This window comes from Pseudomonas sp. C6002, assembly GCF_013385805.1.
Taxonomy (GTDB): domain Bacteria; phylum Pseudomonadota; class Gammaproteobacteria; order Pseudomonadales; family Pseudomonadaceae; genus Aquipseudomonas.
This window is the reverse complement of the sequence record NZ_JACAPH010000014.1, coordinates 1-26068: the sequence shown is the minus strand read 5'-3', so window position 1 is coordinate 26068 and position 26068 is coordinate 1. Positions and strand designations below refer to the sequence as shown.

Here is a 26068-nt window from a genome sequence, read left to right as displayed (position 1 = left end):
TATTCCCTTATCACAGGAAGAAGTATCGCTAATAAAGAATCAGGTTCCCGTGAAAATGACACCTTCCCCCATTGAAAGGAAGAGGCCATGCCACCCGACGCCGTTGTATCCGCCATCAACCCGCCACGTACCGCCCGGGACGGCCTTGCGCTCACCGCCGTGTGCCTGGTGGCGCTGATGTTCGGGCTGGAGATTTCCAGCGTGCCGGTCATCCTGCCCACCCTTGAGCAGCAACTGGGCACCGGCTTCCAGGACGCCCAATGGATCATGAACGCCTACACCCTGGCCTGCACCAGCGTGCTGATGGCCGCCGGCACATTGGCCGATCGCTTTGGCCGCCGACGCATGCTGGTGCTGTGCCTGTGGGTATTCGGGCTGGCTTCGCTCGCCTGCGGGCTGGCGAACGATGCGTCCACGCTGATCGCGGCGCGTTTTGTCCAGGGCGTGGGTGGCGGGGCGATGATGATCTGCCAGTTCGCGATCCTGTCGCACCAGTTCCGCGAGCCGGCGACCCGGGCCCGGGCCTTTGCGGTGTGGGGCGTGATCGCCGGGGTGGGCCTGGGTTTCGGGCCGATGGTGGGGGCATTGATCCTGGCGGTGGCGGATTGGCGCTGGGTGTTCCTGGTGCATGTGCCGTTGACCTTGTTCACCCTGGTGTTGCTGCGCATCAGCGTGCAGGAATCCCGTGACCCGGCGGCCCATCGCCTCGATATAGCCGGTATGGCCACCCTCACCCTGGCAGTGTTCGCCCTGGTTTATTTCATCACCCAGGGCACCGAGAGCGGCTTTGCCACCCCGGCCATGCTCGGCTGGGCCGGACTGTCGGTGGGCAGCCTGTTGTTGTTCGTGGTTGTCGAGCGGCGCAGCCTGCATCCGATGTTCGACTTCTCGGTGTTTCGCATCCCGCGCTTCAACGGCGCGCTGATGGGCTCGATCGGCATGAACTTCAGCTTCTGGCCCTTCATGATCTACCTGCCGCTGTATTTCCAGGCCGGCCTGGGCTACGACACCATGCTCACCGGGCTCGCCCTGCTCGCCTATACCCTGCCCACGTTGGTGGTGCCGCCGCTGGCTGAACGCCTGGCCCTGCGCTATGGCGCCGAACGCATCATTCCATTGGGCCTGGGCCTGATGGGCGTGGGGTTTGTGACAATGGCGGCGATCAATCATAGCGGCCAGCCCAGTGTGGTATGGGTCCTGATCGCCTGTGGGATTGCCGGCAGCGGCTTGGCGTTTACCAACTCGCCCACCACCAACACCACCACCGGCTCAGTTTCATCCGACCGCGCAGGGATGGCCTCGGGCATCGACTTCAGTGCACGTCTGATCACCCTGGCGCTGAATATCGCGTTGATGGGGTTGGTGTTGATACTCGGGATCGCTCATTACCTGGCTGGCGTATTGCCTGGCACGGCACAGTTGGCCACCCTCAGTCAGGACATCGCCGCCGGCAAGCTGGACGTGTTGCCGCAGGGCCCACTGATCGCCCAGGCCGCGCTGCGCAACGGTGCGGGATGGGCCATGTTGTATGCCGGCGTTGGAGCGTGCGCACTGGCGGCCTTGAGCGCCTGTTTTTTCCGGCGCAGCCCGCGCTGACCTTTTGCGCATAAAAAAACGGGCCTGCATCTGCAGGCCCGTTTTCAGTGGGGTTGAAAAAAGTATCAGCTATCAGCCGTTAAGCGCAGCCTGTTCGTTTTCCAGGAATTCCTCTTCTAGCTCGGCCTCGTCGGCCTTGGTATTGGGCAGGCTTTGACCCGCGGCGCGTGGTTTGCCGCGCAGTTTGCCGTACAGATGCTCCAGGGCATGCTCCAGCTTGGTCGCTGCGCCATCGATCGCCTGTTCCAGCGTATCGGCTTTATGGAGGACCGAAAGCGGTTGATGGCCTTTTGGCCGTGCTTCCAGTCGGCAACTCAGATCGTGTGGGCCGGGCTTGTCACCGTTCTCGTCCCGCAGGTAAACCTCGACGCGGGTCAGATCTTCTTCGTAACGTTCGAGCGTGCTCTCAATGGTGGTACGTACCCACTCCTCCAGTCGGATGCTGCTTTCAATATGGTTATCGCTATTGACTTGGATTTGCATAGTTTTCCCTTATTTCAGCTAGCTCGCCGAAGGCCATTCCTGCTTCACCGGATGGGTGAAAACCATGACCTCCTGATTACACAATTGAGCAGACAGAGGAACATTTCAACCCCTTTGCAAAGATAAATCCCACATTACAAATTAACCCTGACTACAACCAAAAACGCTGTTAGGGTGGGGAGTTGGTTACATCTTCTTACCGCCAACTTCCTTACAATTGCCCCTCTCCCAACGGGTGCAATCCGCGAAAAATCTCCGCTTCCTCCACCAGCCAGTCATGCACCGCCCGCACGCCCGGATGGCTCAGCGCACCCGGCGCGTACAGCAGCACATAGCGTTTGTGGTTGGGGACGGCGAGGCCGAATGGCACGATCAAGGTGCCGCGTTCCAGTTCGTCATTGAGCAAGGTACGCCGGGCAATCGCCACGCCCATGCCGGCAATCGCCGCCTCGATGGTCAGGTGGTTGCGGTTGAAGGTATGACCGCGCCGTACGTCGGCGGCGTCATAGCCGATGGCGTTCAGGTAGAACTCCCACTCTGCGTACTCATAACTCCCACGCCAGGCAGTGATGTCGTGCAGCAGCGGGAAATGCACCAGGTCAGCGGGGCCATGCAGTGGCGGTCGCCCCCGCAGCAGGCTCGGTGCGCACACCGGGAAAATCTGCTCGTCCAGCAAGGCTGTGGACAACAAGCCGGGATAGCTGCCGTCGTTAAGGTCGATGGCCAGGTCGAAGTCGCCCTCGTGCAGGGCGACGCTGCTGTCTTCGGCAACCATGCGCAGCTGGATATCCGGGAAGCGCTGCTGCAAACGCGGCAAACGCGGGGTCAGCCATTTGCCGAGAAACGACGGGATCGAGCGCAGGCGCAAGGTGCCGCTGATCATCCCGGCGTCCAGCCGCTGCAACTCGGCATCGATGCTGCCATAGGCCTCGCCCACGGTGATCGCCAACCGCTGGCCCTCTGCGCTCAGCTCAACCCCGCGTGCGCGCCGATGGAACAGGCGAAACCCCAGACGCTCCTCCAACTGACGGATTTGCTGGCTGACCGCGCCCGGGGTGATGTGCAGTTCCTCGGCGCAGCGGGTGAACGACAAATGCCGTGCCGCGCAGGAAAAAACGTGCAACCAGACGTAGGTCTGGCCATGAAGCGGGCGAGCCATAGGGTTTAGTCCTGCTAAAGGGTGTCTTAGGATAATTCGTTGGTCAGTGCCGATCCAGAGGCTCAGTATCGCGCCAATTCCGCTTGTCCTACAAAACATGGCAGCGATTCCTACTCCATTGCTTGTAAGGGTTTAGCATGGCTATCAGTGTTTTCGATCTATTCAAAGTGGGCATCGGTCCTTCCAGCTCCCATACCGTCGGCCCGATGCGGGCCGCGGCGACCTTCGTCCAAGCGCTTATCGACCAGCAATTGCTCGACGAAACCCGTCGCGTAGAGGTGCGCTTGTACGGCTCGCTGTCCGCCACCGGTGTCGGCCACGCCACCGACCGCGCCTGCGTGATGGGCCTGATGGGCGAATGGCCAGACAGCATCGACCCCACCAGTATCGGCCCACGCATCCAGCAACTGCGCGAGTCAGGCCAATTGCTGCTCGGCGGCCGCACGTCGATTGCCTTCAACTGGCAACACGACCTCCTGCTGCTGGACGAAAGCCTGCCCTACCACCCCAACGCCATGTCCCTGCATGCCTACGGCGAAAACGGCCTGTTGAACGAGCAGACGTACTACTCGGTGGGCGGCGGTTTCATCATCGAAGCGGCGGAAGCCGAATCCGGCATCGCGCCGACCAGCGAAGTGCAATTGCCTTACGACTTCTCCAGCGCCGTCGAACTGCTGGCCTTGTGCAACAAGCACGGCCTGCGGGTTTCCGAGCTGATGATGGCCAACGAGCGGGCCTGGCGCAGCGATGCCGAGATCCGCAGCGGCCTGCTGCATATCTGGTCGGTGATGCGTGAATGCGTCGAACAAGGCCTGCGCCACGAAGGCATCCTGCCCGGCGGTCTGGATGTGCCACGGCGCGCGGCGAAACTGCACCGCAGCCTGCTGGAAATCGGCAAACCCAACGTCATCACCTCGACCTTGTCGGCCATGGAATGGGTCAACCTGTTCGCCCTCGCCGTCAACGAAGAAAACGCCGCCGGCGGGCGCATGGTCACCGCGCCGACCAATGGCGCGGCGGGAATCATCCCGGCGGTGCTGCACTACTACATGAAGTTCAACCCGGACGCGTCCGACGATGACGTGGTGAATTTCTTCCTGGCTGCCGCCGCCGTCGGCATCCTCTGCAAGAAAAACGCCTCGATCTCCGGCGCCGAAGTCGGCTGCCAGGGCGAAGTCGGTTCCGCCTGCGCCATGGCCGCTGCCGGCCTTGCGGACGTGCTCGGCGCATCCCCGGAGCAACTGGAAAACGCCGCCGAAATCGGCCTGGAACATAACCTGGGGTTGACCTGCGACCCGGTTGGCGGGTTGGTCCAGGTGCCGTGCATCGAGCGCAACGCCATCGCCGCGGTCAAGGCGATCAACGCCACGCAAATGGCCCTGCGCGGCGACGGCAAACACTTCATCTCCCTGGACCGCGTGATCCGCACCATGCGCGACACCGGCGCCGACATGCACGACAAATACAAAGAAACTTCACGGGGCGGCCTGGCCGTCAGCTGGGTGGAGTGCTGAGGAGCATTCCCTGATCGCCCCAACGTGAGCCCGCGCAAAAATAATAACGAGGCAATAACGATGACCGATGTACGTACACCTGCTGCCGAAAATCCCGCTGTAGACCTGACGCCGACCACCGTTACACAAGGCTGGAACAAACACGACACCACCTGGATGCTCGGCCTCTACGGCACCGCCATCGGTGCCGGCACCTTGTTCCTGCCGATCAACGCTGGCGTGGGCGGCTTCTGGCCGTTGATCGTGCTGGCGCTGCTGGCCTTCCCGATGACCTTCTTCGCCCACCGTGGGCTGACGCGCTTTGTGTTGTCGGGCAAATCCGGCGACATCACCGAAGTGGTGGAAGAACACTTCGGTATCGGCGCCGGCAAGCTGATCACCCTGCTGTACTTCTTCGCGATCTTCCCGATTTTGCTGGTGTACAGCGTGGCGCTGACCAACACCCTGACCAGCTTTATGGAACACCAACTGCACCTGGCTGCACCGCCCCGGGCAATCCTGTCGCTGGTGCTGATCCTCGGCCTGATGGCCATTGTGCGCTGCGGCCAGGGCGTGATCGTCAAGGCCATGAGCGTGCTGGTGTACCCCTTCGTCGCCGCCCTGCTGCTATTGGCGGTGAGCCTGATCCCCAACTGGAACGGTGCGTTCTTCGCCTCCGCCAGCGAAGGCATGCCCCTGCCGGCCTTCTTCAAGACCTTGTGGCTGGCGATCCCGGTGATGGTGTTTTCCTTCAACCACTCGCCGATCATCTCCGCCTTCGCCGTCGACCAGAAACGCGTGTACGGCCCGCAAGCCGAACGCAAAAGCAGCGGCATCCTGGCCATGGCCCACAGCATGATGGTGCTGACGGTGATGTTCTTCTGCTTCAGCTGCGTGCTGGCCCTGTCGCCGGCTGACCTCGCCGCCGCCAAGGCGCAGAACATCTCGATCCTGTCGTACCTGGCGAACCACTTCCAGACCCCGGTCATCGCCTACGCCGCACCGTTGATCGCGCTGGTGGCGATCACCAAATCCTTCCTGGGCCACTACATCGGCGCCAGCGAAGGCTTCCAGGGCCTGATCGTCAAATCCCTGCGCGGGCGCAACCGCAGCATGTCGGCCAAGTGGCTGGAGCGCTGCACCGCGCTGTTCATGGTGCTCACCTGCTGGGCCGTGGCCACCTTCAACCCGAGCATCCTCGGCATGATCGAAACCATGGGCGGGCCGATCATCGCCTGCCTGTTGTTCTTGATGCCGATGTACGCCATCCGCCGAGTGCCATCCCTGCGCCAGTACTCGGGCCAGGCGTCCAACGTGTTTGTGGTGTTGATCGGTTTGATTGCGCTGTCTGCGATCGTTTTTTCGGTCATGCCCTGAAACGGATCACCGAACTCAAAAACACCACCCACCCACTGTGGGAGCGGGCTTGCTCGCGAAAGCGGTCGTTCAGCCGAGTAATCATTGGCTGACACACCGCATTCGCGAGCAAGCCCGCTCCCACAGTGGAAATTTGATGGCAGGCAGATTGCTGTACGGCACGCCCCTTGCTGTACAGCTACTGAGGAAAACGGACCTTGTGAAAACCTCAGCGAGCGAATGGCCGGTGGTCAGGAAACGCGAACTAATCCCGACACCGGTCGTCAATGACTGCATGTTCTTATCAGGCGGTAACGCACCATGGACAACCCTTTTCAGATCATCACCGACACCTTCGCCCCGAAATACCGGGTCAATTTAAGCATCCAGCGGCTGGACGGCAGCATCATGCTGACCCTGTCCGATGAAGACGGCGTCGTGGCCAAACGCATGATCAGCGCCGAACAACGCAACGACCCCCAGCGCCTGAAACGGCTGGTGCAGAGTGTGCAATTCGGGATTGCGATCGAGCAGGGGCACAGCGCGATGGAGATATTGGCGGTGATGACCGATGGGGACAGCCACCAGGTACTGCAGCGGCCGCCGGTCAGCAGGCCGCCGCTCAACGCAGGGTTCTAGAGCTCGCCCTTCTCTGTTTCAAGGCTCGCTTCACCCTTGCGGCGCGGGCCTTCGACCTTCACCGACGGAAATGCCGACGACGCATACCGCACCACCAGAATCGCGAACGCCAGCAGCAGAATCCCACCGCACAGGTAGATGATGCCGATGTCGGGCGGGTTGTGGTGGGACACGTTGGAAATCAGCAGACGGGTCAGCGCCGTGATCGCCACGTAGATCAGGAAACGCACCGGCATGTGGTTGGTCTTGAAATAAATCCCGACCATCGCCCCCAGTTCCAGGTAGATGAACAGCAGCAAGATGTCATCGATCTTGATGTGCCCCGTCTCCAGCATCCCCAGAAATTCCATCACCGCGGCATAGGCGGTCACCGCACCAATGGCGAACAGTGCCAGGTAGTGGAAGGTCTCGACGAACAGATTTCCCAAGGACTCGGCCAGTTGGTGCACGGTCTTGCGCAGGTTTTCAGCCCAGTTGATTTTCACGATGATGCTTCCTTAGGTCGGCTCGACCGGATAATGCGGGTTGGACGTGACCGTTTCTCTGCATGCAGAAAAAAGGCCAGGGAACAGGAAGTGAGATGGTGGCGGGGTGATATGAGGCACTTATCTTGCTGCTCGATGATCGTTCCCACGCTCTGCGTGGGAATGCCGCCCCGGACGCTCCGCGTCCCATGCCCCAGGGTTTCGGGTAGAGGTGACGCGGAGCGTCACGGTATGCATTCCCACTCAGAGCGTGGGAACGATCCAGGTGACCGGGTGATTCAGGTCAGGTCGGGGCGACTTGATCCAACGCTTGATCGACCAATAAACCACTCATTTCCAGCAGTTGATGGATCGCCAGAAGCAAACTTCGCTGTGGTCCTTCAAGCTCAAAAGCCAGGCTACTGGCCATTTCACGGGCACTGTTCAAGGTTTCGCTGGCATTGGCGAGTAATGTTTCAGTGTCAGTATTTGGGGTCACAGCGAAAAGCGCGGTAGGCGGCTTTATAGGCGATTCAGAAAAACAGGCAGTCATTTTTACCATGGTGCATTCCTTGGATTTACAAGATGTTTGCTCCTTAAATTCGAGCCGCCAAACTCGTGTACCGCATAAGCGAAGCCCGGAGAAGGTAAGCCACTGAATGACGCTCCTGCAACCCCACCAACCTGTGAGAAGTTTCCGATAGGGCAAACCAGCATTTGCCAGCTACATTGAAAAGCCACTACCCAAAGCCCATGGATTGGCTTATGCTTTTAGCTGTATATAAATACAGTAGTCGCGAGAACGCTTGGCGACATTCGAACCAAGGGCAACTCCCTTCAATACTGCACCGATGACGAGGCCGAAAAATGGCTGTTGAAACCCTGTATCGCAGTACCCGTGACCTGGAGACTACATTCGTGGATCGCAAACTTGCCGACGCACACGACCAGATGCTTGAACTGGCAGAGTCCCTGATGGAAGTGCTGTTGAAAAACGTCGAAGGCTTGAGCGAGAAGCAGGCTGAAGATGCCGGTATTTTCATGGCCAAGAACCGCGCGGCGTTTGCGGCGGCGTTCAAGAACAATGCGAGTGCATTGGCGGAGATTGGGCAGCCAGCGGCTGAGTGATGCAGTGCCTGTAGTGGCGAAAGGGCTTGCTGTGGCCGAGGGAGCTTGCTTTGAGCAAGCTCCCTCGCCACAGGTTATGCGTTGATGCCTTTCACATGTGTCATGCCTGCCACAAGGTCTTGCCGAAGAACGTCAACGTGCGGTCCCACGCCAGTTGCGACCAGGCGGCATCGTATTGCGTGTCTGCAATCCGACCATCACCAATCGCCGTCTCGTTGGCAAACGCATGGCGCGCCAGGTAGCGATGGAAAGTCGCGTCCACACCCGCAGCATGCAGTTTTGCCTCCAGCTCCGCCACGGTGTCGATATTGAAGAAGGCATCCTGCGTGCCCCAATGCCCGATCAGCGGCGCCTTGATCTTCGAAGCATCCAGATACTCCAGCGGCGGGAAGCCGTACCACACCACGCCCGCAGCCACTTCCGGAATCGCGTTCAACGCCAGCAACGTCAACGCCCCGCCCATGCAGTAACCGGTCACACCGACTTTTTTCGAATCCGCCTGCAAGTACTGCACAGCACCCTTGATGTCCTGAGAAACCGCGTCACCAAAATCCAGCCCATCCATCAGGTGGTGAGCCTCTTCCTCTTCCACGGTCGACGCGCCGCGATAAAGGTCCGGCACCAACACGCGGTAACCGCATTCGGCCAGTCGATTGGCCACGCCCTTGATCTGATCGTTTACGCCCCACCATTCCTGGATCACCACGATCGCCGGCGCGCCTTCGAGTACGGCCGGGCTGGCCAGGTAGCCGTTGACGTCAGCGCCATCCGGACGTTTGAAGGTAATCATGCGCCCACTGGAGCGCCCTGCTGTTTGTTTGGACATGCCAACCTCGTTCTGATGGGTTTGAAAAAATAAGCCTGCAACAGAGATATCTGTATTTGCACGTGTCCGCCACTGCGGGTGTATCAGAGTGTGTATGGATGCCCCTGAGATACACACGTACCGGCAATCGCGGCAGCGCGACACACGACAGATACACATCGGCGCTTAAGTGATGAAGCCTGTTCAACATTCAATCACCCAGGGCCCGGAAAATAAAATGAATAACCTCCCTTCTGTCGACCGTCTCACCGTCACCTCCTACACCAATGGGCTGCTCGGCCCCAGCCAGAAAATGCTCGGCCCGCTGGCCGACGGTGGCACCTTGATCACCGGCACCCCGCCCGGTTGCTGGGGCCCGATGATCACGCCGGCCTTTGAGGGTGGCCATGAAGTGACCCAGCCCGTGTTCATCGCCGGCGCCGAAATCGGCGACGCGGTGGCGCTGAAGATCAAGCGCATGCGCGTCACCTCCCTGGCCACGTCCTCGGGGGTCATGAGTTTTGTCGAAGGGCGTTACCATGGCGACCCGTTCGTCGCGAAGTTCTGCTCCAACTGCGGGCAAGAGCATCCCGCCAGCCACGTCGAAGGCATTGGCGATGACGCCATTCGTTGCGATGCCTGTGGCGCCGAGGTCAGTGCGTTTCGTTTCAGCAATGGTTACGTGATCGTTCTGGATGCCGAGCATCAGGTGAGCCTGACGGTCAACCAGGCCGTGGCGGATCGCCTGGCCGGCAAGGCATCGGACCTGTCGGCGCTGCCCGAACTGTCTGCCCAGCACTCGATCCTGTCCCTGGCCCGCGCCGATATCCCGGGCCTGGCCGCGCATATGCGCCCATTCCTGGGCAACATCGGCACCACGCCTTCACGGGATCTGCCGGATTCCCACAACTGCGGCGACTTCGGCCAGTACCTGGTGGGCGCGCCCCATCGCTACAGCATGACCCACGATGAACTGCACGCCGCGAAAACCGATGGCCACATGGACACCAATTCCGTGCGCGAAGGCTGCATCCTGATCTGCCCGGTGAAGGTCCCCGGCGCCGGGGTGTACATGGGCGATATGCATGCTCAACAGGGCAATGGCGAAATTGCCGGGCATGCCACCGATGTGTCGGGGGAAACCGAACTGACGGTGCAGGTGATCAAGGGCCTGAGCCTGGACGGGCCGATCCTGCTGCAAAACCTCGATGATCTGCCGCCCATGGCGCGCCCGATGACCGCGGAACAACGCCTGCGGGTGAAGGCACTGGGGGAGCGCTGGGGCCAGGTGGAGATCGAGGAGAACGCGCCCATCACCTTCATCGGCAGTGGGACCAATCTCAACGTCGCGACAGACAACGGACTGGAACGCGCCGCCGCCGTGACCGGGCTGCCGCTCGACGAAGTGCGCAACCGCGCGACCATCAACGGCTCGATTGAAATCAGCCGCCTGCCGGGAACCGTGCGGGTCACGATTCTGTGCCCGATGCACATCCTTGATCGTATGGGCGTGGGCCAACTGGCCCGGGAGAAATATCAGCTTTGACCCGCCTCAGCGGTACAGCAAGCGCTCCGCCAGCTCATCCGCTACCCGCGCGGGTGAGCGCTTTTCAGCCTGGGCATGGGCGAAGATTTCGGTCAGGCGTGTGCCGATGTTCGACAGGTGCGCGGTGATGGTTTCCAGCTCCGCGCCGCCGTGCTTGAGGGCCACGTAGATCAGCCCACCGGAGTTGATCACGTAGTCCGGCGCGTAAAGAATCCCACGCCCTTCCAACTGATCGGCCACTTGCAGGTTGGTCAGTTGCGCACTGGCGGAGCCGGCCACCGCTGCGCATCGCAACTGCGCGACCGTGTAGCGGTTGAACACCGCGCCCACACCGCAGGGCGCAAGGATATCGCACGGAGTGCTGAGCAAGGCTTCGTTGGCAATCGGGTGCGCACCCAGTTGTTCCATCGCCAGTTGCACCTTGCCGTGGTCGATGTCGCTCACCAGCAATTCAGCCCCGGCGGCGTGCAGCTGCTCGGCGAGGGCATAACCGACGTTGCCCAGGCCCTGGATCGCCACGCGCAGACCTTCCAGGTTATCGCTGCCCAGGCGAGCCATCGCGGTGGTGCGGATGCCGGCGAACACGCCCATCGCCGCGTGGGGCGAGGGATCGCCGGCCGCCGTGGTGCTGGTGACATAGCGGGTCTGCTGGGCGATGCAATCCATGTCGGCCACCGAGGTGCCGCTGTCGATGGCGGTGATGTAGCGGCCATCCAGCTGCTCGATGCAGCGGCCGAAGGCTTCAAACAATGCCGCGCGGCTTTCCACATGGGCGGGGCGGATGATCACCGCGTTGCCGCCACCCACCGGCAAACCGGCCAGCGCGGCCTTGTAGCTCATGCCCTGCGCCAGGCGCGCGGCATCCGCCACGGCACTTTCATCGTCGGGGTAAGAGAGGTAGCGGCAGCCTCCAAGGGCGGGACCCAGGCGGCTGTTGTGGATGGCAATGACCGCCTTCAACCCGGTGGCCGGGTCAACGCTCAGGTGCAGCGATTCAAGGCGGGTGCTGTGCATGAGCGCAAACATCGTCAAGCTCCCGAATCACTTCTGGTAGGCGCCAAGTATAGGACCGCCAGCGAAACCCTGCTGAAGCGCGCAGGAATAAGACCACCGGTTTTAAAGGGTTTGCGACATAAACAGGTAGGACCTGTCTTAAGGCACTGGACGAAAGTTCACAGCAAGGCTAAAACGAGACATCCGCCGGAGAACCCAATGAAGCCCCGCGACGCCTTTTTTGCCTGCCTGGAACGGTCACCGCCCGCGCTGTTTGAAGCCGCGCTGTGGATGGCGGCCGAGCACGACCCGGCGGTGGACCCCTTGGTCATCCTGCAGGACTTCAAGGTATTGCAGCAATTGGTCAGCCTCAGCATGCCGATGCTGCCGGCGGATGAACTCGGACAACCGTTGTTGCGGCGCATGAACGACCTGGGGTTCGCCCAGGATGACCACACCCCGCTGCGCCCCGCCGCCGCGCTGCTGGACAAGGTGTTGAAGCGTAAACGCGGGCAGCCGCTGGCTCTCGGGCTGATTGCCCTGGAGCTGGCGCGGCGCCTGGACATTCCGCTGGTGGGCGTCAACTTCCCGGGGCACTTCCTGTTGCGGGTGCCGGGCGCCGATCACCTGCTCGACCCCTGCGGCGGCCGACGCCTGTACCCCAACGATTGCCGCGACCTGCTGACCCGCCAATACGGGCCCCATCTCAAGTTGCAGGCCGACCACCTGCACACCGCCGAGCCGCGATCGATCCTGCAACGGCTGTCGCGTAATCTGCGCCAGTTGCACCTGTCCAACGACGACCACCTGGCCGCTCTGGTGGATGCCGAACGCGTGCTGGAGCTGGGCAATGCCAGCGCCGCCGATTACCTGGCCCGGGCCAGTTTGTATCAGCGCCTGGATTGCCCGAACGCCGAGCGTTTTGACCTGGAACACGCATTGATGCTCAGCGAAGACCCGATCCAGCGTCTACGCCTGACCGAACGGCTGGGGCATTTGCCGCCGAACTCTGTGGTGCATTGACTGGCGAGCGCACCTGGATAATCAACAACGCCGCTATCACCGCCGGAATCGCGCAGAAGAAGAAAATCTGCTGCACCGGTATGTGCATCGCCAGCAGCAGGCTGCCGAACAGCGGCCCCAGGATCGACCCGAACCGCCCGACACCCAGTGCCCAGCCTGTACCGGTGGCCCGCACGTGAGCCGGGTAGAAGTTACTGGCGAACGCGTTCAGGGTCAGTTGACCGCCGATGATGCAGAAGCCCGCCGCAAACACGCAGGCCACCAGATAGCGCGGATTGTCGTGATTCAGCCCCAGCAGGATGGTGCACACCGCAGCCGCTGCCAGCACGCCGGACAGCAGGCGCACTTTGCTTTTGAGCCGGTCGGCAAACCAGGCCATGCCGATGGCGCCCAAGGTCCCGGCGAACAGGAACATCGAGGTCACCAGGTTGGCCTCATTCAGGCCCAGGCCGCTTTCCAGCAACAGCGAAGGCAGCCAGCTGATCATGAAATACAGCAGGATCAGGCTGACAAAAAACGTCGCCCACAGCAGCAAGGTCGGGCGCGCATAACCATGGCGGAACAGCTCCACCACCGTCAGTTTGCTGCCTTGCTCCTGGCGGTTTTGCTCCTCGCTCGCCGCCGGCGGGAGCCAGCCTGGCAGCATCCGCGCGGTGACTTTTTGCAGGCGCGCGTAAGGCGGTGCGTCACGCAGCAAGCGCGGCAGCGATTCAGGCAACATCCAGGCAAGAAACGGAAACAACAGCAAGGGCGTCACACCACCGGCGAGGAACACCGCCTGCCAGCCGAAGCTGTCGATAAACCCGGCCGCGACAAAACCACCGGCCGCACCGCCGAAAGAGAAGCCACAGGCGGCGAGCGTCACCATCAATGTTCGCAGGCGGGGTGGTGAGTATTCCGACATGAGGGCCATGGCGCTGGGCATTGCACCGCCCATGCCGATGCCGCAGATAAAGCGGGCGGCCATCAAGGTATTGAGAGAGTTGGCGAACACCATCAGCACCGTGAGGCTGGCGTAGATCAACACACAGCACAGCAGGATGCGCCGCACCCCGAAGCGATCCGCCAGCGGCGTGACGGCCAGGGAGCCCAGCGTCAGCCCCAGCAGGTTGGCGCTGAACACCGGGCCGAACGCGGCTTTTTCCAGGCCCCAGTCCTTGGCCAGCGCCGGTACTACGTAGCCCAGGACCTGGGCGTCGTAGCCGTCGGTGACCAGCAACAGTGCCAGCAACAGGAGAATCAACCACTGATAGCGCGACACCGGACGGGCGTCGAGTGCCGCACGAAAGCTGGCAATCTGATTGTGCATCGCAAGGGACCTGTATTGTTTTTATATATTTTGGACACGCTGAAGATCACATGTGGGAGCGGGCTTGCTCGCGAAAGCGGTATGCCAGTCAATACATCTGCTGACTGATACACCGTATTCGCGAGCAAGCCCGCTCCCACATTTGGCCGGTGTGAGCCTGGAGATTTATGGGGTATCCGGTTGGTTGGCGGGATGAGCCGCCATGAACGCCGGATGCTGCGCCGCCAACCCCGCCACCCGCTGAATGCGCGGGTATGCCGCCAGCGACACCTTGAACCGCTCGGCCGCATACAACTGAGGAATCAAGAACGTATCCGCCATCCCCGGCTGCTCGCCAAAGCAGTAACCCTGATCACCAATCAACTGCTCAACCGCCGCCAGGCCCTGGCTGATCCAGTGCCCGATCCACTCCAGCACCTGCGCTTCATCGTGCCCCCATTGCTTGAGCAGGTTCTGGGTACTGGAGTTGTGCAGCGGATGAATGTCGCAACCGATGATCGACGCCACCGCGCGCTCATGGGCGCGGGTCGCCAAATCCCTGGAGAGCAACGGCACCTGTGGATAACGTTCCTCCAGGTACTCGATGATCGCCGGTGACTGAATTAACACATCACCATCATCAGTGCGCAAGGCCGGCACACGCCCCTGCGGGTTGATCGCCAGGTACTCCGGCTGATGGTTGGCGCCGCCCTTGGGCACCAGCAGGTTGACCGGCACGGCGGTGAAGTCCAGGCCCTTGAGGGCCAGCGCGATCCGCACCCGGTAGGACGAAGTGGAGCGGTAGTAGGTATAGAGTTCCATGGCCCTGCCCTCTCAGCGCGCCGCGACCACGGTACCCCGGCATTCGCCGAAGCCGATGGAGGCAAACCCGTCGCGGGTGCAGCGGGCACGCAGGATGATTTCGTCGCCGTCTTCGAGGAACTTACGCACTTCGCCGGAGGCCAGTTCGATCGGCTTTTTACCGCCCTCGGTGATTTCCAGCAGGCTGCCGAATTGCCCGGCTTCCGGCCCCGACAAGGTGCCCGAACCGAACAGGTCACCCGCCTGCAACTGGCAGCCGTTGACGCTGTGGTGCGCAACCATTTGCGCGACGGTCCAGTACATGTGTTGGGTGTTGCTCAGGGTCAGGCGATGGGCCGGCAGGTTCTGCTCGCGCATCGAGGCGGTGGTCAGCAGCACTTCCAGTTCGATATCAAAACCACCGGCAGCCTGGTCGCGCTTGTCCAGCAGGTATGGCAGCGGTTGTGGGTCGCCTTCAGGGCGCACCGGTTGTGCCTTGCGGAACGGTTCCAGGGCTTCAGCCGTCACCACCCATGGCGAAATGCTGGTGATGAAACTCTTCGACAGGAACGGGCCCAGCGGCTGGTATTCCCAGGCCTGGATATCCCGCGCCGACCAGTCGTTGAGCAGGCAGAACCCGGCGATGTGATCAGCCGCGTCGCCGATGGCAATCGAGTCGCCCATGGCATTGCCCTGGCCGATCCAGATGCCCAGCTCCAGCTCGTAGTCCAGGCGAGCGCAAGGGCCGAAGGTCGGCTCGGTCTGGCCGGCTGGCAGGGTCTGGCCTTTCGGGCGGCGGACCTCGGTGCCCGACGGGCGAATCGTCGACGCGCGGCCGTGGTAACCGATCGGCACATACTTGTAGTTGGGCAGCAGCGGGTTGTCCGGGCGGAACAGCTTGCCGACGTTTTGCGCGTGCTCGATGCCCACGTAGAAGTCGGTGTAGTCGTTGATCCTGGCCGGCAGGTGCATTTGGCAATCGGCAGCCGGGCGCAGCGCAGCTTGCAGTTTGCCTTGCTGTTCGCTGCCTTCGGCCAACAGTTCCAGCAGGCGTTCTCGCAGGGCCACGCGCGGGCCACGGCCGAGTTCGAAAAATGCGTTCAGTTGGCCGCCAGCGGTGGCTTCAACGGCCCGGCGGGCTTCGCCTTCAAAGCATTCCAGCGCGGCGTGCAGATCAAGAATCTGCTCGCCAATCGCCACGCCACTGCGCGGTGCCGAGCCATTAACGCTGAACACCCCCAACGGCAGGTTTTGCAGCGGGAAATCCCGGTGACCGTTGGCGGAAACCACCCAACTGCGGGTGAGATTAGGCTGAGTCATGGGTTATCTCCGATTCGGGTTGAAGGTTGCAGGGAGCGAGGCCCAGCAAGCGTCGTAGGAAGGTTGCAGCTGCGGGCATTCCAGCGCGAACTGTGTAGGACGCAGCACCTGGCTGGTCTCGAACATGAACGCCATGGTGTTATCAATCTTGTGGGGCTCAAGCGTCGCGTTGATGGCTTTGGTGCAAGTCTCGCCATCCGGGCCGTGGGCGCTCATGCAGCTGTGCAACGACGCGCCGCCGGGCACGAAGCCTTCAGCCTTGGCGTCGTAGGCACCCTGGATCAGGCCCATGTATTCGTTCATCAGGTTGCGGTGGAACCACGGTGGCCGGAAGGTGTTTTCGGCGACCATCCAGCGGGGCGGGAAGATCACGAAGTCGAGGTTGGCCAGGCCGTGCACGCTGGTGGGCGAGGTCAATACGGTGAAGATCGAGGGGTCCGGGTGATCGAAGCTCACGGTGCCGATGGTGTTGAAACGACGCAGGTCGTATTTGTACGGCACGTTGTTGCCGTGCCACGCCACCACGTTCAGCGGCGAATGGTCGAGCTGGCAGCCCCACAGTTCACCGAGGAATTTCTGCACCAGCGTGGTCGGTTGCTTGAGGTCTTCGTAATGGGCGACCGGCGTGAGGAAATCCCGTGGGTTGGCCAGGCCGTTGCTGCCGATAGGACCAAGGTCCGGCAGGCGCAGTGGCGCGCCATGGTTCTCGGCGACGTAACCGCGGGCCTGGGCATCCAGCAGTTCGACGCGGAATTTCAGGCCGCGGGGCAGCACGACGATTTCCAGTGGCTCGACTTCCAGCACACCCAGTTCGGTCGCAATGCGCAGGCGGCCCTGTTCGGGAACGACCAACAGTTCGCCGTCCGCGTTGAAGAACACGCGGTCCATCGAACGGTTGGCGCGGTAGTTGTAGATGCTGATGCCCGAGGGTTTTTCCGATCCGGAATTGGCGACCATGCCTACAAGGCCATCGACGAAATCTGTCGGCTCACCCGGAATATCCAGCGGGTTCCAGCGCAGGCGGTTGGGCGTCACAGCGCCCAGCGGCCCACCGGCCAATTGCCGTTCCAGCTTGACGAACGCCGGGTGATTGGCCGACGGCTGGATGCGGTACAACCAGGTGCGCCGGGCTTCGCTGCGGACCATGGTGAAGGCGGTGCCGGAAAAGAGTTCGGTGTACAGCCCGTAGGGCGCTTTCTGCGGGGCGTTCTGGCCGACGGGCAATGCACCGGGCAAGGCTTCAGTGGCAAATTCATTGCCAAAACCCGATTGGTATTCGAGGGTCATGGATCATCCTCTGAGCGGAAGTTGTTTTTATCGTAATCCAGTTACGCATAACGTAATTTGATACCTGTTGACCGTCAAGCTATAAAGACGCCCATTCGTCTTTCGGATTCATGCGCTCCATGGAAAAGCCGCCCGTCCCCCGCGACACCGGTAAACAGAAAGTCCGCTCGGCTGAAGTGGGCACCGACATCCTCAAGGCCCTGGCTGAACTGTCGCCGGCCACCTCGTTGTCGCGCCTGGCCGAGCACGTGCAAATGCCGGCGAGCAAGGTCCACCGCTATTTGCAGGCGCTGATTGCCTCGGGTTTTGCCGAACAGAACACCGCCACCAACCATTACGGCCTGGGCCGCGAAGCCTTGCGCGTGGGGCTGGCCGCGCTGGGCAGCATGGACGTGCTGAAAGTCGCCGCCCTGCCCCTGGCGGAACTGCGGGATGAGTTGAATGAAACCTGCTTCCTGGCCGTCTGGGGTAACCAGGGCGCGACGGTGGTGCATATCGAGCCGGCGGTGCGCGCGGTGACGGTGGTCACGCAATTGGGCTCGGTGTTGCCGTTGCTCAGTTCGTCCACCGGGCTGGTGTTCAGTGCGTTCCTGCCGTCGCGGGAAACCGTGGAGTTGCGCGAGCGGGAGATTCAGGCGGGCGTTGCCCATGCGTTGGCGGATGACCAGGAATACGCGACCACCTGTGAGCAGATCCGCCAGCGCGGCTTGCACTTTGTGCATGGTTTGCTGATGCCGGGTGTGGACGCGTTGTCGGCGCCGGTGTTCAACGCGGTCGGGCAAGTGGCGGCGGTGTTGACCGTGGTGGGGCCGACGTCGCTGTTCCATGCCGATGAAGACGGCCCGGCGGCGAAGCGTTTGCTGGCGGCGACCCAGGCGGTGAGTTGGCGCATGGGTTATCAGCCGTAACGCTCAGTATCAGGCACCCAACAGAACAAAATGTGGGAGCGGGCTTGCTCGCGAATGCAGTCTGTCAGTTAAAGCATCAGTGACTGATACACCGCATTCGCGAGCAAGCCCGCTCCCACATTTGATCGTCATTGTTTGACGAATAGTGCATGGCTTCAAGCCATCAAGCCCAGCGTCTTGGCCTTGGCCACTGCCTGGGTGCGCCGCTCCACCCCCAACTTGCTGTGAATCCTCCGCGCATGGGTTTTTACCGTGTGCAGCGAGATAAACAATTGGCTGGCAATTTCCAGATTGGAATTGCCCTGGGCAATCAGTTGCAGCACCTCAAGTTCGCGCTGGCTCAGGGGATTTTCCCCCGCCGCCGCCGGGCATTCCTGCGGTTCCAGCCCCAATGCACTCAACAACCCCGGTTGCCTAAGGCGCAGCTCGCGAATCGCCTGCTGTACCTGGCAACGCCCCGCCAGTTCCAATCCGGCTTCCAGCGAGCGCACGGCCAACGGGCGATCGCCGACTTGCCAGGCCACTTCCCCCAGCACCAAGTGCAACTCCGCTTCCAGGCACAGCATGCCCCGCTGACGGGCGGCCTCCAGTAACGCACTCAGGCGGGCGACAGGCTCTTCGGCGCGATGCAATTTCACTTCGGCCAGCACCTGCAAATATTCAAGCCTGGGGATCAACTCCAGGGTGGCCGGCGGTGCTTGTTTCGCCTTGGGGCCACGGTAGTGCCGCAGCACCCGGGTCACCGCCTCCAGGGTCAGTTCGGCGCGACCCTGTTGCAGCCAGAAATGCCCGCTGAGCAACAGCAATACGGCGCGATAGACGGTGTCGGGCACCTGGCGTTGCTGCATCAGGCGTTCAGCGTCGCGCAACTGGATAAACGCCTGGGCGTAATCGCCCTTGTTGGCGGCCAATAGCGCCAGTCCCAGGTAGCCGTAGAGCACGCGTTTGTCCTGGCTGTGCAGGCACATGCCCAGGCCGGATTCGAAGCATTCGGCGGCCACGGCGTCGTGGCCCTGGCGCAGCGCCAGGTGCCCACGTCGCAAGCAAATCCGTCCCATCAACGGCCCGGCTTTAAGCCGCTGTTGCACCAACATGCGCTGCACAGTTTCCAGCAGGCTCTGGGCCCGATACGGCGCGCCGCGCTGCTCCAGCAACTGCGCATGATCGAGCTCCAACAATGCCTCCAACAGCAGTGAGCCGTGGGAGCGCGCCAGGCACAACGCCTCGCGGTTCAGCGCCTGGGCCACGTCCAGCTCGCCACGCAGCAAGGCTTGCTGGGTCAGGCCCGACAGGCACATCAGGCGCGACGTCCAGGCGCTCTCGGGCAAGTCTTGCAGGGCTTCGAGAAAATGCTCCCGGGCCCGTGCGGCTTCGCCGCCCAGATGCAACAGCCAGCCCCATTGCGCCTGCCAGCGGGCCAGCAGATAACGCTGCAGGTGCGCGGTCGGTTGCGGAGTGAAACGCGCCAGTTGGTCAATGCACAACGCCGCCTGGTCGAAACGCCCGGCAAACAGCAACGCCGCCGTTACCAAGCCCACCAGTTGCGCCGAGCCCAGCATCAATTCATCACCATGCTGCTCATGCAGGCGCAACAACAGCACCGCATTTTGCTGGCGGAACAGGTCTTCAAAACTGAAATGCTGCAACAGGCTTACAGCCACTTCGTACTCTTCGGCCTGCAACGCTTGCTCAAACGCTGCTTGCCAGTCCTCGGCGGCGGTAAACCATTGGCACGCGCGCCGGTGCCAGGAGCGCCTGGCTGGCCAGGGTTCGGCGCGCATCAGTTGGGCCAGTGGCGGGAAGACTTGCAGCCAGTCGGTGGACTCCTCCCAGGGCTCGATAAAGGCGCCCAGCGTCTGCAAGTCTCGCAGGTAGTCGCCACCGTCACCAAAGCCGAACAGGTGGTCACACAAGCTCGGGTTGAAGCGTGGCAGGTGCGCGAGCACGCGCCAGGCCTCGGCCAATTCCGGCGCCAGGCCCGTGAACAACTCGTGTTGCAGGTAGTCGAGCAAGGTTTTGTCCGGGTGCCCGTCGCCTTCAAGCAATCCGATACGCACTCCGGCGCACCAGCCGGCGCTGAACTGCAACACCTTGTCGGCGCTGGAACCGGCCAAGTGCTGGATTTCGCTGGAGTCAAACGCCAATTCGGCAGCGCTGCATTCCCACAGTTCATCATCAAGCAACAGCCGGGGCCAGTTGCAGGCCGGCCGCCGCCGCGCGCCGATCCACCAGGTCAAGGCCGGGCTGCTGGCGGCCAGGATGCGGTCAAGCAACCCATCCAGTTCAGGCGCCGGCACGCGGCAGAAGTCATCGAGAAACAACCAGGCCGGCGCTTGCCAGCGGTTCAGGGCCAGCAGCAACGTGGCCTCATCAACAAAGTCGAGGCCAAGGCTTTGCGCCAGGCGCTGACACAAATCCGAGGCCACGCCATTCAGCGGCAACCAGTACACCTGGCACTGCGAAGGCGCCTGCAACGCGCACTCGGCGAGCAATGCACTCTTGCCGCTGCCGGCCGGGGCGCAGAGCAACTTCACCCGTGCCGTGGCGTTGAGCAGCGGCACGGCCAGGCGCGGGCGCAACAGATGATGGGGAGACAAGCGTGGCATGAATCCAGGACGATCCAGACAACGGGTCATGGCGGTCATTACTGCGTCCCTGTTTTTTATTATTAGGCGGCGTGCGCCCTACCCTAGTCCTGTGGCTGGCGGTTGTTGAGGAGTATTCAGCAGGCTGATTGGCGGGCATAAAAAAGCCGGGAGCCAAAAGGCCACCCGGCACTCGTTCTAAAGGTGGAACACCGTAAATGTGGGAGCGGGCTTGCTCGCGAAGGCGGTGTATCAGTCACTGATGCTTTAACTGACAGACCGCCTTCGCGAGCAAGCCCGCTCCCACAGTTTGATCGCATTTCAATCAGGTTTTAGCGCACGCCTTCCGAGCGCAATGCTGCCGGCGTGTAGTCGGCCGCCTTGGCCGCAAAGCCGAACACAAAGCTGCTCTTCTCTTCGTTCTTCATGCCCAGGGCGATGTAGCGCCCGGCGATGATGTCGTACAGGGTTTCGACGGTGTAGGCCGGCACCTGATGGTCGTAGTAGAACTGCGCGTGACCTTCAGCAACACGCCACAGCTGGCCGCGGCCGTCGTAGTGGTCCACCAGCGCCACCTGCCAGCTGTCTTCGTCGATGTACATGTGGCGCTTGGCGTAGATGTGCCGCTCGCTCGGCTTGACGGTACCCACCACCTCCCAGACCCGGTGCAGCTCGTAACGGGTCAGGTCCTGGTTGATGTGGCCGGCCTTGATGATGTCATCGTACTTGAGGGTCGGCGAATCGAGCTTGTAGCTGTTGTAGGGAATGTACATCTCCTTCTTGCCCACCAGCTTCCAGTCGTAGCGGTCGGGGGCGCCGGAGAACATGTCGAAGTTATCCGAGGTGCGCAGGCCGTCGGCCGCAGTGCCCGGCCCGTCGTAGGCCACTTGCGGCGCACGGCGTACCCGGCGCTGGCCGGCGTTGTAGACCCAGGCCAGGCGCGGTTCCTTCACCTGGTCGAGCGTCTCATGCACCAACAGTACGTTGCCGGCCAGGCGCGCCGGGGCGGTCACCGATTGTTTGAAGAAGGTCAGTACGTTGGCGCCCTTGACCGGGTCCATGTCCGGGATCAGTTGCGGCACGGCCACTTCTTCCTCGAAACGGATCGGCGTGTAGCTGCCGTTGGTCTGCGGCGTGGCTTGGGTGATGATGCGGCGCAGGTTGCCGCCGTGGTAACGGGTAATGTGGTTCCACAGCACTTCCACGCCATTTTTCGGAATCGGGAAGGCGTAGTAGCGGTTGCCGGTGAAGTTCTCCAGGCCATTGCCGTCGTTGATCGCATGCACATTGAGCGCGCTGCGCTTGATCGACTCGTAAATCTCCGGCGGCAGGTTGACCGTGCGGTGGGTCGGGTACACCGGGATCTTGTAGGTTTGCGGGTAGCGCTTGAACATCGCCACCTGGCCTTCGGAGAGTTTGTCCTTGTATTTGTCGACCGTGGCGGCGGTGATCACGAACAGCGGCTTTTCATTGGCGAACGGGTCAGCGAGGAAACCCTTGCTGTCCACCGCCCCGGCGTTTTTCGGGATGCCACCGGTCCATGCCGGGATCGAACCATCGGCGTTACCGGCCTTCTCGGCGCCCACCGGGGTCAGGGTAGTGCCGAGCTTGGCCGCTTCTTCCGGCGACACTGCGGCCATCACGTTGGCGGCCAACAGGCTCAGGGCCAACACCCCGCATTGCAGAATCATTTTGCGCATAGTCTCTTGTCCTTACTTAAGCCAAATCAGAAGTTCACGCCAAAGCTGAGGGCGATGAAGTCGCGGTCGGTGAGGGTGTTGTAGTCACCGCCAAAAAAGTCGGTGTAGCTCAGGCTCGCGGTGTAGGTGTTGCGGTAGTCCGCATCCACGCCGACGCTGATGGCCTTGGCGCCTTCGTTGAACAGGCCGTTGGGGCCGTAGCCGCTGACGTCCTGGGACCACGACACGTTGGGCTTGAGGTTGACCCCGGCGAATACGTTGTTGTAATCGAGGATGGCCCGGGCGCGATAACCCCAGGAGTTGGCCGTGACAAACCCATCGGTGTCGCCGCCGAAACCGTACTGGCCGTAGACCGAGTCACGGCCATAACGCAGCTTGGATTTCGCCTCCAGCCCGCCGACGTGCACAAAGGCCGCCTCGCCCACCAGGGTCAGGCGTTCGGCGCCCAGTACCTGGTCGAAGAATTGGGTCATGGTGCTCTGGATCTGGGTGATTTCCTTGCGGCGGTAGCCGGCGTTGTCGGCACCGAAGGAACTGCTGATCGGTGAAGCGGCGTTGCCGGCAATCGGGTTGACCAGGGCCAGCGTCAGGTCGGTGGTGTTGAGTTGTACGGGAGCATTCGGGCGGTAGCTGATTTCGCCGGTCCAGGCGGTGCCGGTGGGCAAGGTGGTGGAGAAACTGGCACCGAACAGGCGGATGTTTTCCGGGTAGTCGAGGTAATACTGGCCGCGACCGAGCATCGTGCTTTGCGCCAGGCCGGCCCCGGTACCCGGGGCGATCCCGTTGGCCGCGTTGGCAATAGCGCCAATGGTTGCCAGGTTGGTGTTGGCGGTGATGGTACCGACGGTGGGCGTGCGGCTGTGATAGTTCATGAAGTACAGGCCGTACTCGGTGTCATCCCCCAGCCAGCGCAACGCCATGCCGAACTGGCCGCCATCGCGCGCCTCGCGGTCTTTTGCACGCTGCACTACAACGCCTTCGTTGGTGACCTGGAAGCCTTGGCCGAACGCCGCCGCCACCGGCTGCAACGGCGCAATCGCCGGGCTGCCGACGGTGTAGTTGCCGTTACAGCCGTGGGCCACCACGTCGTTACCGAAGAAGGTGCCGCAGTTGTCCACCACGGTGTTTTCCCAGTTCAACTGGTAGAAACCTTCCACGCTCAACTGGTTGGTGAGGCTTTGGGAGGCGAACACCATGTTGACCGGAATCAGGCCTTCCTTGATCTCGGCGCCAGGGCGGCGGAACGCGGAAACGTCGATGGGGTTGATGCTGTTGATGGAGTTGCCGATGAACGTACTTTCCCCCCAACTGACCACCTGCTTGCCGACGCGCACGTTGCCCGGCAAATCGCCGATGGAATAGTTGTGATAGACAAACGCGTCGAGTAATTCGTAGCCGGAAGAGCGTGCGCCTTCGTCGCGGTGGTTATTGCTGATCTGCTTGAATTCGCGGTCTTCGTCCTGCAGTTCGAAGTCGTACCAGTACTTGCCGCGCACGAACACGCCGCTGTCGCCGTACTTGAGTTCCAGGTCGTGGATGCCCTTGAAGATCTTGGAGAAGGTCTCGCCCTTCTTGAAGTTCAGGCGACCATCATCGCCGGTGGAAGCCTGGCCCGTTCCGCCGTTGGGAATGCCCACCAGCTTCTTGTCGGCATCGCGCATGCCCCAGCTGGCACCGACCGACAGCGAGGAATCGAATTGCCCTTCGATCTCGCCGATGTTGAACGAAACAGCCTGCGCCTGGGCACAGCAACCCAAAGCAACCGCAGCGGCCAGCGCCTGTGGCCTGAAGATGGCGCGCATTGTTGTTTTTGTCATGCGTCTTCCCCGGTGGTGTGACAGAAGGCCCCACCCTACTGCCCGCGATCAAGAGCGATAAGCGCACCAAGGAGGTATTCGTGTTGTCGCTCGAAAGGATGAGAGGGCGCTCTGGCCGGGGTCCTGGAGAGGCCATGGACGAGATGGATGAAGGATTATCAGGAGGATGGATGAGGTGTTATTGCCACTGTTGCGGGTTTGGTAACAGTCCTTGTCTCGAATCGCTATTTTTCATTTTGTAACAAAAGCCTATTCTTGCCTGGCTTTCAGGGCAAACCGCCCGCTTCCAGAACCTGGAGGAACAGCCAGTTTTTTATGGATTGATCAATATTTTCAATCTGTTACCGGTGTTCACTGACGTTGATTTATTGCTCCTTGATCAAACGTCTTACTTCAGCCGCTGCCTTTGCAGCGGCTTTTTTTATGCCTAAAATAAAGCGGGGCGCCATGGCGCCCCGCTTGATTAAAACTTTTTCACGTAATGATCACAGGCTGTACTTCTGCAGGTTGGCCATCATCTCCTTCAAGGCCTCGATGTTGTCCTTGGGGTGAGCGGCCCCGTCGAAGTCACAGATTTGCTGCCAGTGGGCGGCGACATCATCCGGGGAGAACCCGGCTTCAGGATCAAACCCAACCCCCAGGCTGCGCTCCCAGCGGGTCTTGCCGATCCAGCCGCCGCCCACCTCAAACAGCCCGGAGGTTTCCTGACACGCCTCGCTGCCCAGGTACACCACCAGCGGGCTGATCAATTCCGGCTTGAGGCGTTCGAAGACTTGCGGCGGGATCAGGCCTTCGGTCATGCGTGTACCACCGGTGGGGGCGATGGCGTTGACCAGGATGTTGTTCTTGCGGCCTTCCAGCGCCAGGGTGCGGGTCAGGCCGTACAGGCCGAGCTTGGCCATGCCGTAGTTGGACTGGCCGAAGTTGCCGTAGATACCGGAAGTGGAGGCGGTGAAGATCACCCGGCCGTAGGCTTGTTCACGCAGGTGGGGCCAGGCGGCGCGGGTGACTTTGTAGGCGCCTTCGACGTGTACGCGGTAGACCAGGTCCCAGTCGCTGTCTTCCATTTTGTGGAAGGTTTTGTCCCGCAGGATCCCGGCGTTGTTGACCACGACGTCGATGCGGCCGAAGGCGTCGAGGGCGTTCTGGACGATCTTGTCACCGTCGGTGACGGAGTCGTGGTTGGCCTCGGCGATGCCGCCGGCTTCGCGGATTTCGGCCACTACGCGGTCGGCCGCCGAGGCGTTGGCGCCTTCGCCCTGGGTTGAGCCGCCAAGATCGTTGACCAGCACTTTGGCGCCGTGTCTGGCGAACAGGAGTGCGTGGGCGCGGCCTAGTCCGCCGCCGGCACCGGTGACGATCACGACCTTGTCTTGGAACTGCACAGGCTCACTCATTGGGGACTCCAGGGGTGGTTAGGGGTGGATGGGTTGAGTGTCAGGCACGGGGCTTGTGGTCACAATAAATACGGTTGGGGGTGAATGGTGCGCGATAAGGCTGGGGGATGATTGGTGTGGGTTAGATGGGGGACATATCCGTTATTTAGGTAACGGCGGCTTATGGTTCCGCTCTTACAGCGGCTCACTTTTGAAGAGCGCAAAAGTAAGCAAAACGCTCTTGCCCCACCACTCGGCACCTCGCTTAGGCTCGGTGTGCCCTCACTCCGGCTTTGGACCG

22 protein-coding genes are annotated in these 26068 nt (G+C 61.7%); 8 read left to right on the top strand and 14 right to left on the bottom strand.

What is annotated here, in order from left to right; genetic code table 11:
- Positions 1–87 precede the first annotated feature (87 nt).
- Positions 88–1596 carry an MFS transporter gene (locus HX817_RS08790; protein ID WP_177040118.1) on the top strand — a complete coding sequence of 503 codons (1509 nt, stop codon included), beginning with the start codon at positions 88–90 and terminating at the stop codon, positions 1594–1596.
- 72 nt (positions 1597–1668) lie between these two features.
- On the opposite strand, the gene HX817_RS08785 is transcribed toward HX817_RS08790, so the two are convergent.
- On the bottom strand, positions 1669–2079 hold the full coding sequence (locus HX817_RS08785; RefSeq protein ID WP_003212772.1) for an HPF/RaiA family ribosome-associated protein: 411 nt from the start codon (positions 2077–2079) through the stop codon (positions 1669–1671).
- Positions 2080–2290: 211 nt separating this feature from the next.
- Positions 2291–3238, bottom strand: a complete 948-nt coding sequence (locus HX817_RS08780; protein ID WP_003212775.1) for a LysR substrate-binding domain-containing protein — start codon at positions 3236–3238, stop codon at positions 2291–2293.
- Positions 3239–3375: 137 nt separating this feature from the next.
- Between HX817_RS08780 and HX817_RS08775 the strand changes: the two genes are divergently transcribed.
- The 3 genes from HX817_RS08775 (at position 3376) to HX817_RS08765 (ending at position 6726) form a co-directional block, all read left to right on the top strand.
- The gene (locus HX817_RS08775) at positions 3376–4752 is read left to right on the top strand and encodes an L-serine ammonia-lyase (protein WP_003212777.1); all 1377 of its coding nucleotides are present in this window, start codon (positions 3376–3378) and stop codon (positions 4750–4752) included.
- 60 nt (positions 4753–4812) lie between these two features.
- Positions 4813–6108, top strand: coding sequence for a serine/threonine transporter (locus HX817_RS08770; RefSeq protein WP_177020374.1), 1296 nt, complete (start codon positions 4813–4815; stop codon positions 6106–6108).
- A gap of 300 nt (positions 6109–6408) precedes the next feature.
- Complete coding sequence (locus HX817_RS08765; RefSeq protein WP_003212781.1) at positions 6409–6726, top strand: DUF3509 domain-containing protein; 318 nt, start codon at positions 6409–6411, stop codon at positions 6724–6726.
- On the opposite strand, the gene HX817_RS08760 is transcribed toward HX817_RS08765, so the two are convergent.
- Positions 6723–7211, bottom strand: coding sequence for a phosphate-starvation-inducible protein PsiE (locus HX817_RS08760; RefSeq protein WP_003212783.1), 489 nt, complete (start codon positions 7209–7211; stop codon positions 6723–6725). The genes HX817_RS08765 and HX817_RS08760 overlap by 4 nt on opposite strands.
- Positions 7212–7494: 283 nt before the next feature.
- Positions 7495–7752 (bottom strand): DUF6124 family protein, encoded by a 258-nt coding sequence (locus HX817_RS08755; RefSeq protein WP_008438570.1) that lies wholly within the window; start codon positions 7750–7752, stop codon positions 7495–7497.
- A gap of 305 nt (positions 7753–8057) precedes the next feature.
- Between HX817_RS08755 and HX817_RS08750 the strand changes: the two genes are divergently transcribed.
- The gene (locus HX817_RS08750) at positions 8058–8318 is read left to right on the top strand and encodes a YebG family protein (protein ID WP_003212789.1); all 261 of its coding nucleotides are present in this window, start codon (positions 8058–8060) and stop codon (positions 8316–8318) included.
- A 100-nt stretch (positions 8319–8418) separates the two neighbouring features.
- Here HX817_RS08750 and HX817_RS08745 read toward each other — a convergent pair whose 3' ends face one another.
- On the bottom strand, positions 8419–9144 hold the full coding sequence (locus HX817_RS08745; RefSeq protein ID WP_023659147.1) for a dienelactone hydrolase family protein: 726 nt from the start codon (positions 9142–9144) through the stop codon (positions 8419–8421).
- A gap of 217 nt (positions 9145–9361) precedes the next feature.
- On the opposite strand from HX817_RS08745, the gene HX817_RS08740 reads away from it, so the two are divergent.
- Positions 9362–10669 (top strand): acetamidase/formamidase family protein, encoded by a 1308-nt coding sequence (locus HX817_RS08740; protein ID WP_102605173.1) that lies wholly within the window; start codon positions 9362–9364, stop codon positions 10667–10669.
- Between the two features lie 6 nt (positions 10670–10675).
- Here the strand turns inward: HX817_RS08740 and HX817_RS08735 are convergent, their stop codons facing one another.
- Positions 10676–11695 (bottom strand): Glu/Leu/Phe/Val dehydrogenase dimerization domain-containing protein, encoded by a 1020-nt coding sequence (locus tag HX817_RS08735; RefSeq protein ID WP_010176963.1) that lies wholly within the window; start codon positions 11693–11695, stop codon positions 10676–10678.
- A gap of 186 nt (positions 11696–11881) precedes the next feature.
- On the opposite strand from HX817_RS08735, the gene HX817_RS08730 reads away from it, so the two are divergent.
- Complete coding sequence (locus HX817_RS08730) at positions 11882–12685, top strand: SirB1 family protein (RefSeq protein ID WP_177040117.1); 804 nt, start codon at positions 11882–11884, stop codon at positions 12683–12685.
- On the opposite strand, the gene HX817_RS08725 is transcribed toward HX817_RS08730, so the two are convergent.
- The 4 genes from HX817_RS08725 to hmgA all read right to left on the bottom strand — a co-directional run bounded on the left by HX817_RS08725 (position 12609) and on the right by hmgA (position 17381).
- Positions 12609–13994 carry an aromatic acid/H+ symport family MFS transporter gene (locus tag HX817_RS08725; protein WP_177040116.1) on the bottom strand — a complete coding sequence of 462 codons (1386 nt, stop codon included), beginning with the start codon at positions 13992–13994 and terminating at the stop codon, positions 12609–12611. The two genes, HX817_RS08730 and HX817_RS08725, sit on opposite strands and share 77 nt — an antisense overlap.
- Before the next feature lie 165 nt (positions 13995–14159).
- Positions 14160–14795: a maleylacetoacetate isomerase gene (maiA, locus tag HX817_RS08720; protein WP_177040115.1), complete on the bottom strand. Its 636-nt coding sequence runs from the start codon at positions 14793–14795 to the stop codon at positions 14160–14162.
- 12 nt (positions 14796–14807) lie between these two features.
- Entirely contained in the window at positions 14808–16094 is a 1287-nt protein-coding gene (fahA, locus tag HX817_RS08715; protein WP_177040114.1) for a fumarylacetoacetase, read from the bottom strand.
- A 3-nt stretch (positions 16095–16097) separates the two neighbouring features.
- Positions 16098–17381, bottom strand: coding sequence for a homogentisate 1,2-dioxygenase (gene hmgA / locus HX817_RS08710; RefSeq protein WP_177040113.1), 1284 nt, complete (start codon positions 17379–17381; stop codon positions 16098–16100).
- A 119-nt stretch (positions 17382–17500) separates the two neighbouring features.
- On the opposite strand from hmgA, the gene HX817_RS08705 reads away from it, so the two are divergent.
- On the top strand, positions 17501–18289 hold the full coding sequence (locus HX817_RS08705) for an IclR family transcriptional regulator (RefSeq protein WP_102605170.1): 789 nt from the start codon (positions 17501–17503) through the stop codon (positions 18287–18289).
- 155 nt (positions 18290–18444) lie between these two features.
- On the opposite strand, the gene HX817_RS08700 is transcribed toward HX817_RS08705, so the two are convergent.
- The 4 genes from HX817_RS08700 to HX817_RS08685 form a co-directional block, all read right to left on the bottom strand.
- On the bottom strand, positions 18445–20934 hold the full coding sequence (locus tag HX817_RS08700) for a LuxR C-terminal-related transcriptional regulator (protein ID WP_177040112.1): 2490 nt from the start codon (positions 20932–20934) through the stop codon (positions 18445–18447).
- 272 nt (positions 20935–21206) lie between these two features.
- The gene (locus HX817_RS08695) at positions 21207–22574 is read right to left on the bottom strand and encodes a DUF1329 domain-containing protein (protein WP_087695186.1); all 1368 of its coding nucleotides are present in this window, start codon (positions 22572–22574) and stop codon (positions 21207–21209) included.
- 26 nt (positions 22575–22600) lie between these two features.
- On the bottom strand, positions 22601–24391 hold the full coding sequence (locus HX817_RS08690) for a DUF1302 domain-containing protein (protein WP_177040111.1): 1791 nt from the start codon (positions 24389–24391) through the stop codon (positions 22601–22603).
- 485 nt (positions 24392–24876) lie between these two features.
- Positions 24877–25788: an SDR family oxidoreductase gene (locus tag HX817_RS08685; RefSeq protein ID WP_008438591.1), complete on the bottom strand. Its 912-nt coding sequence runs from the start codon at positions 25786–25788 to the stop codon at positions 24877–24879.
- Between the last annotated feature and the right edge of the window lie 280 nt (positions 25789–26068).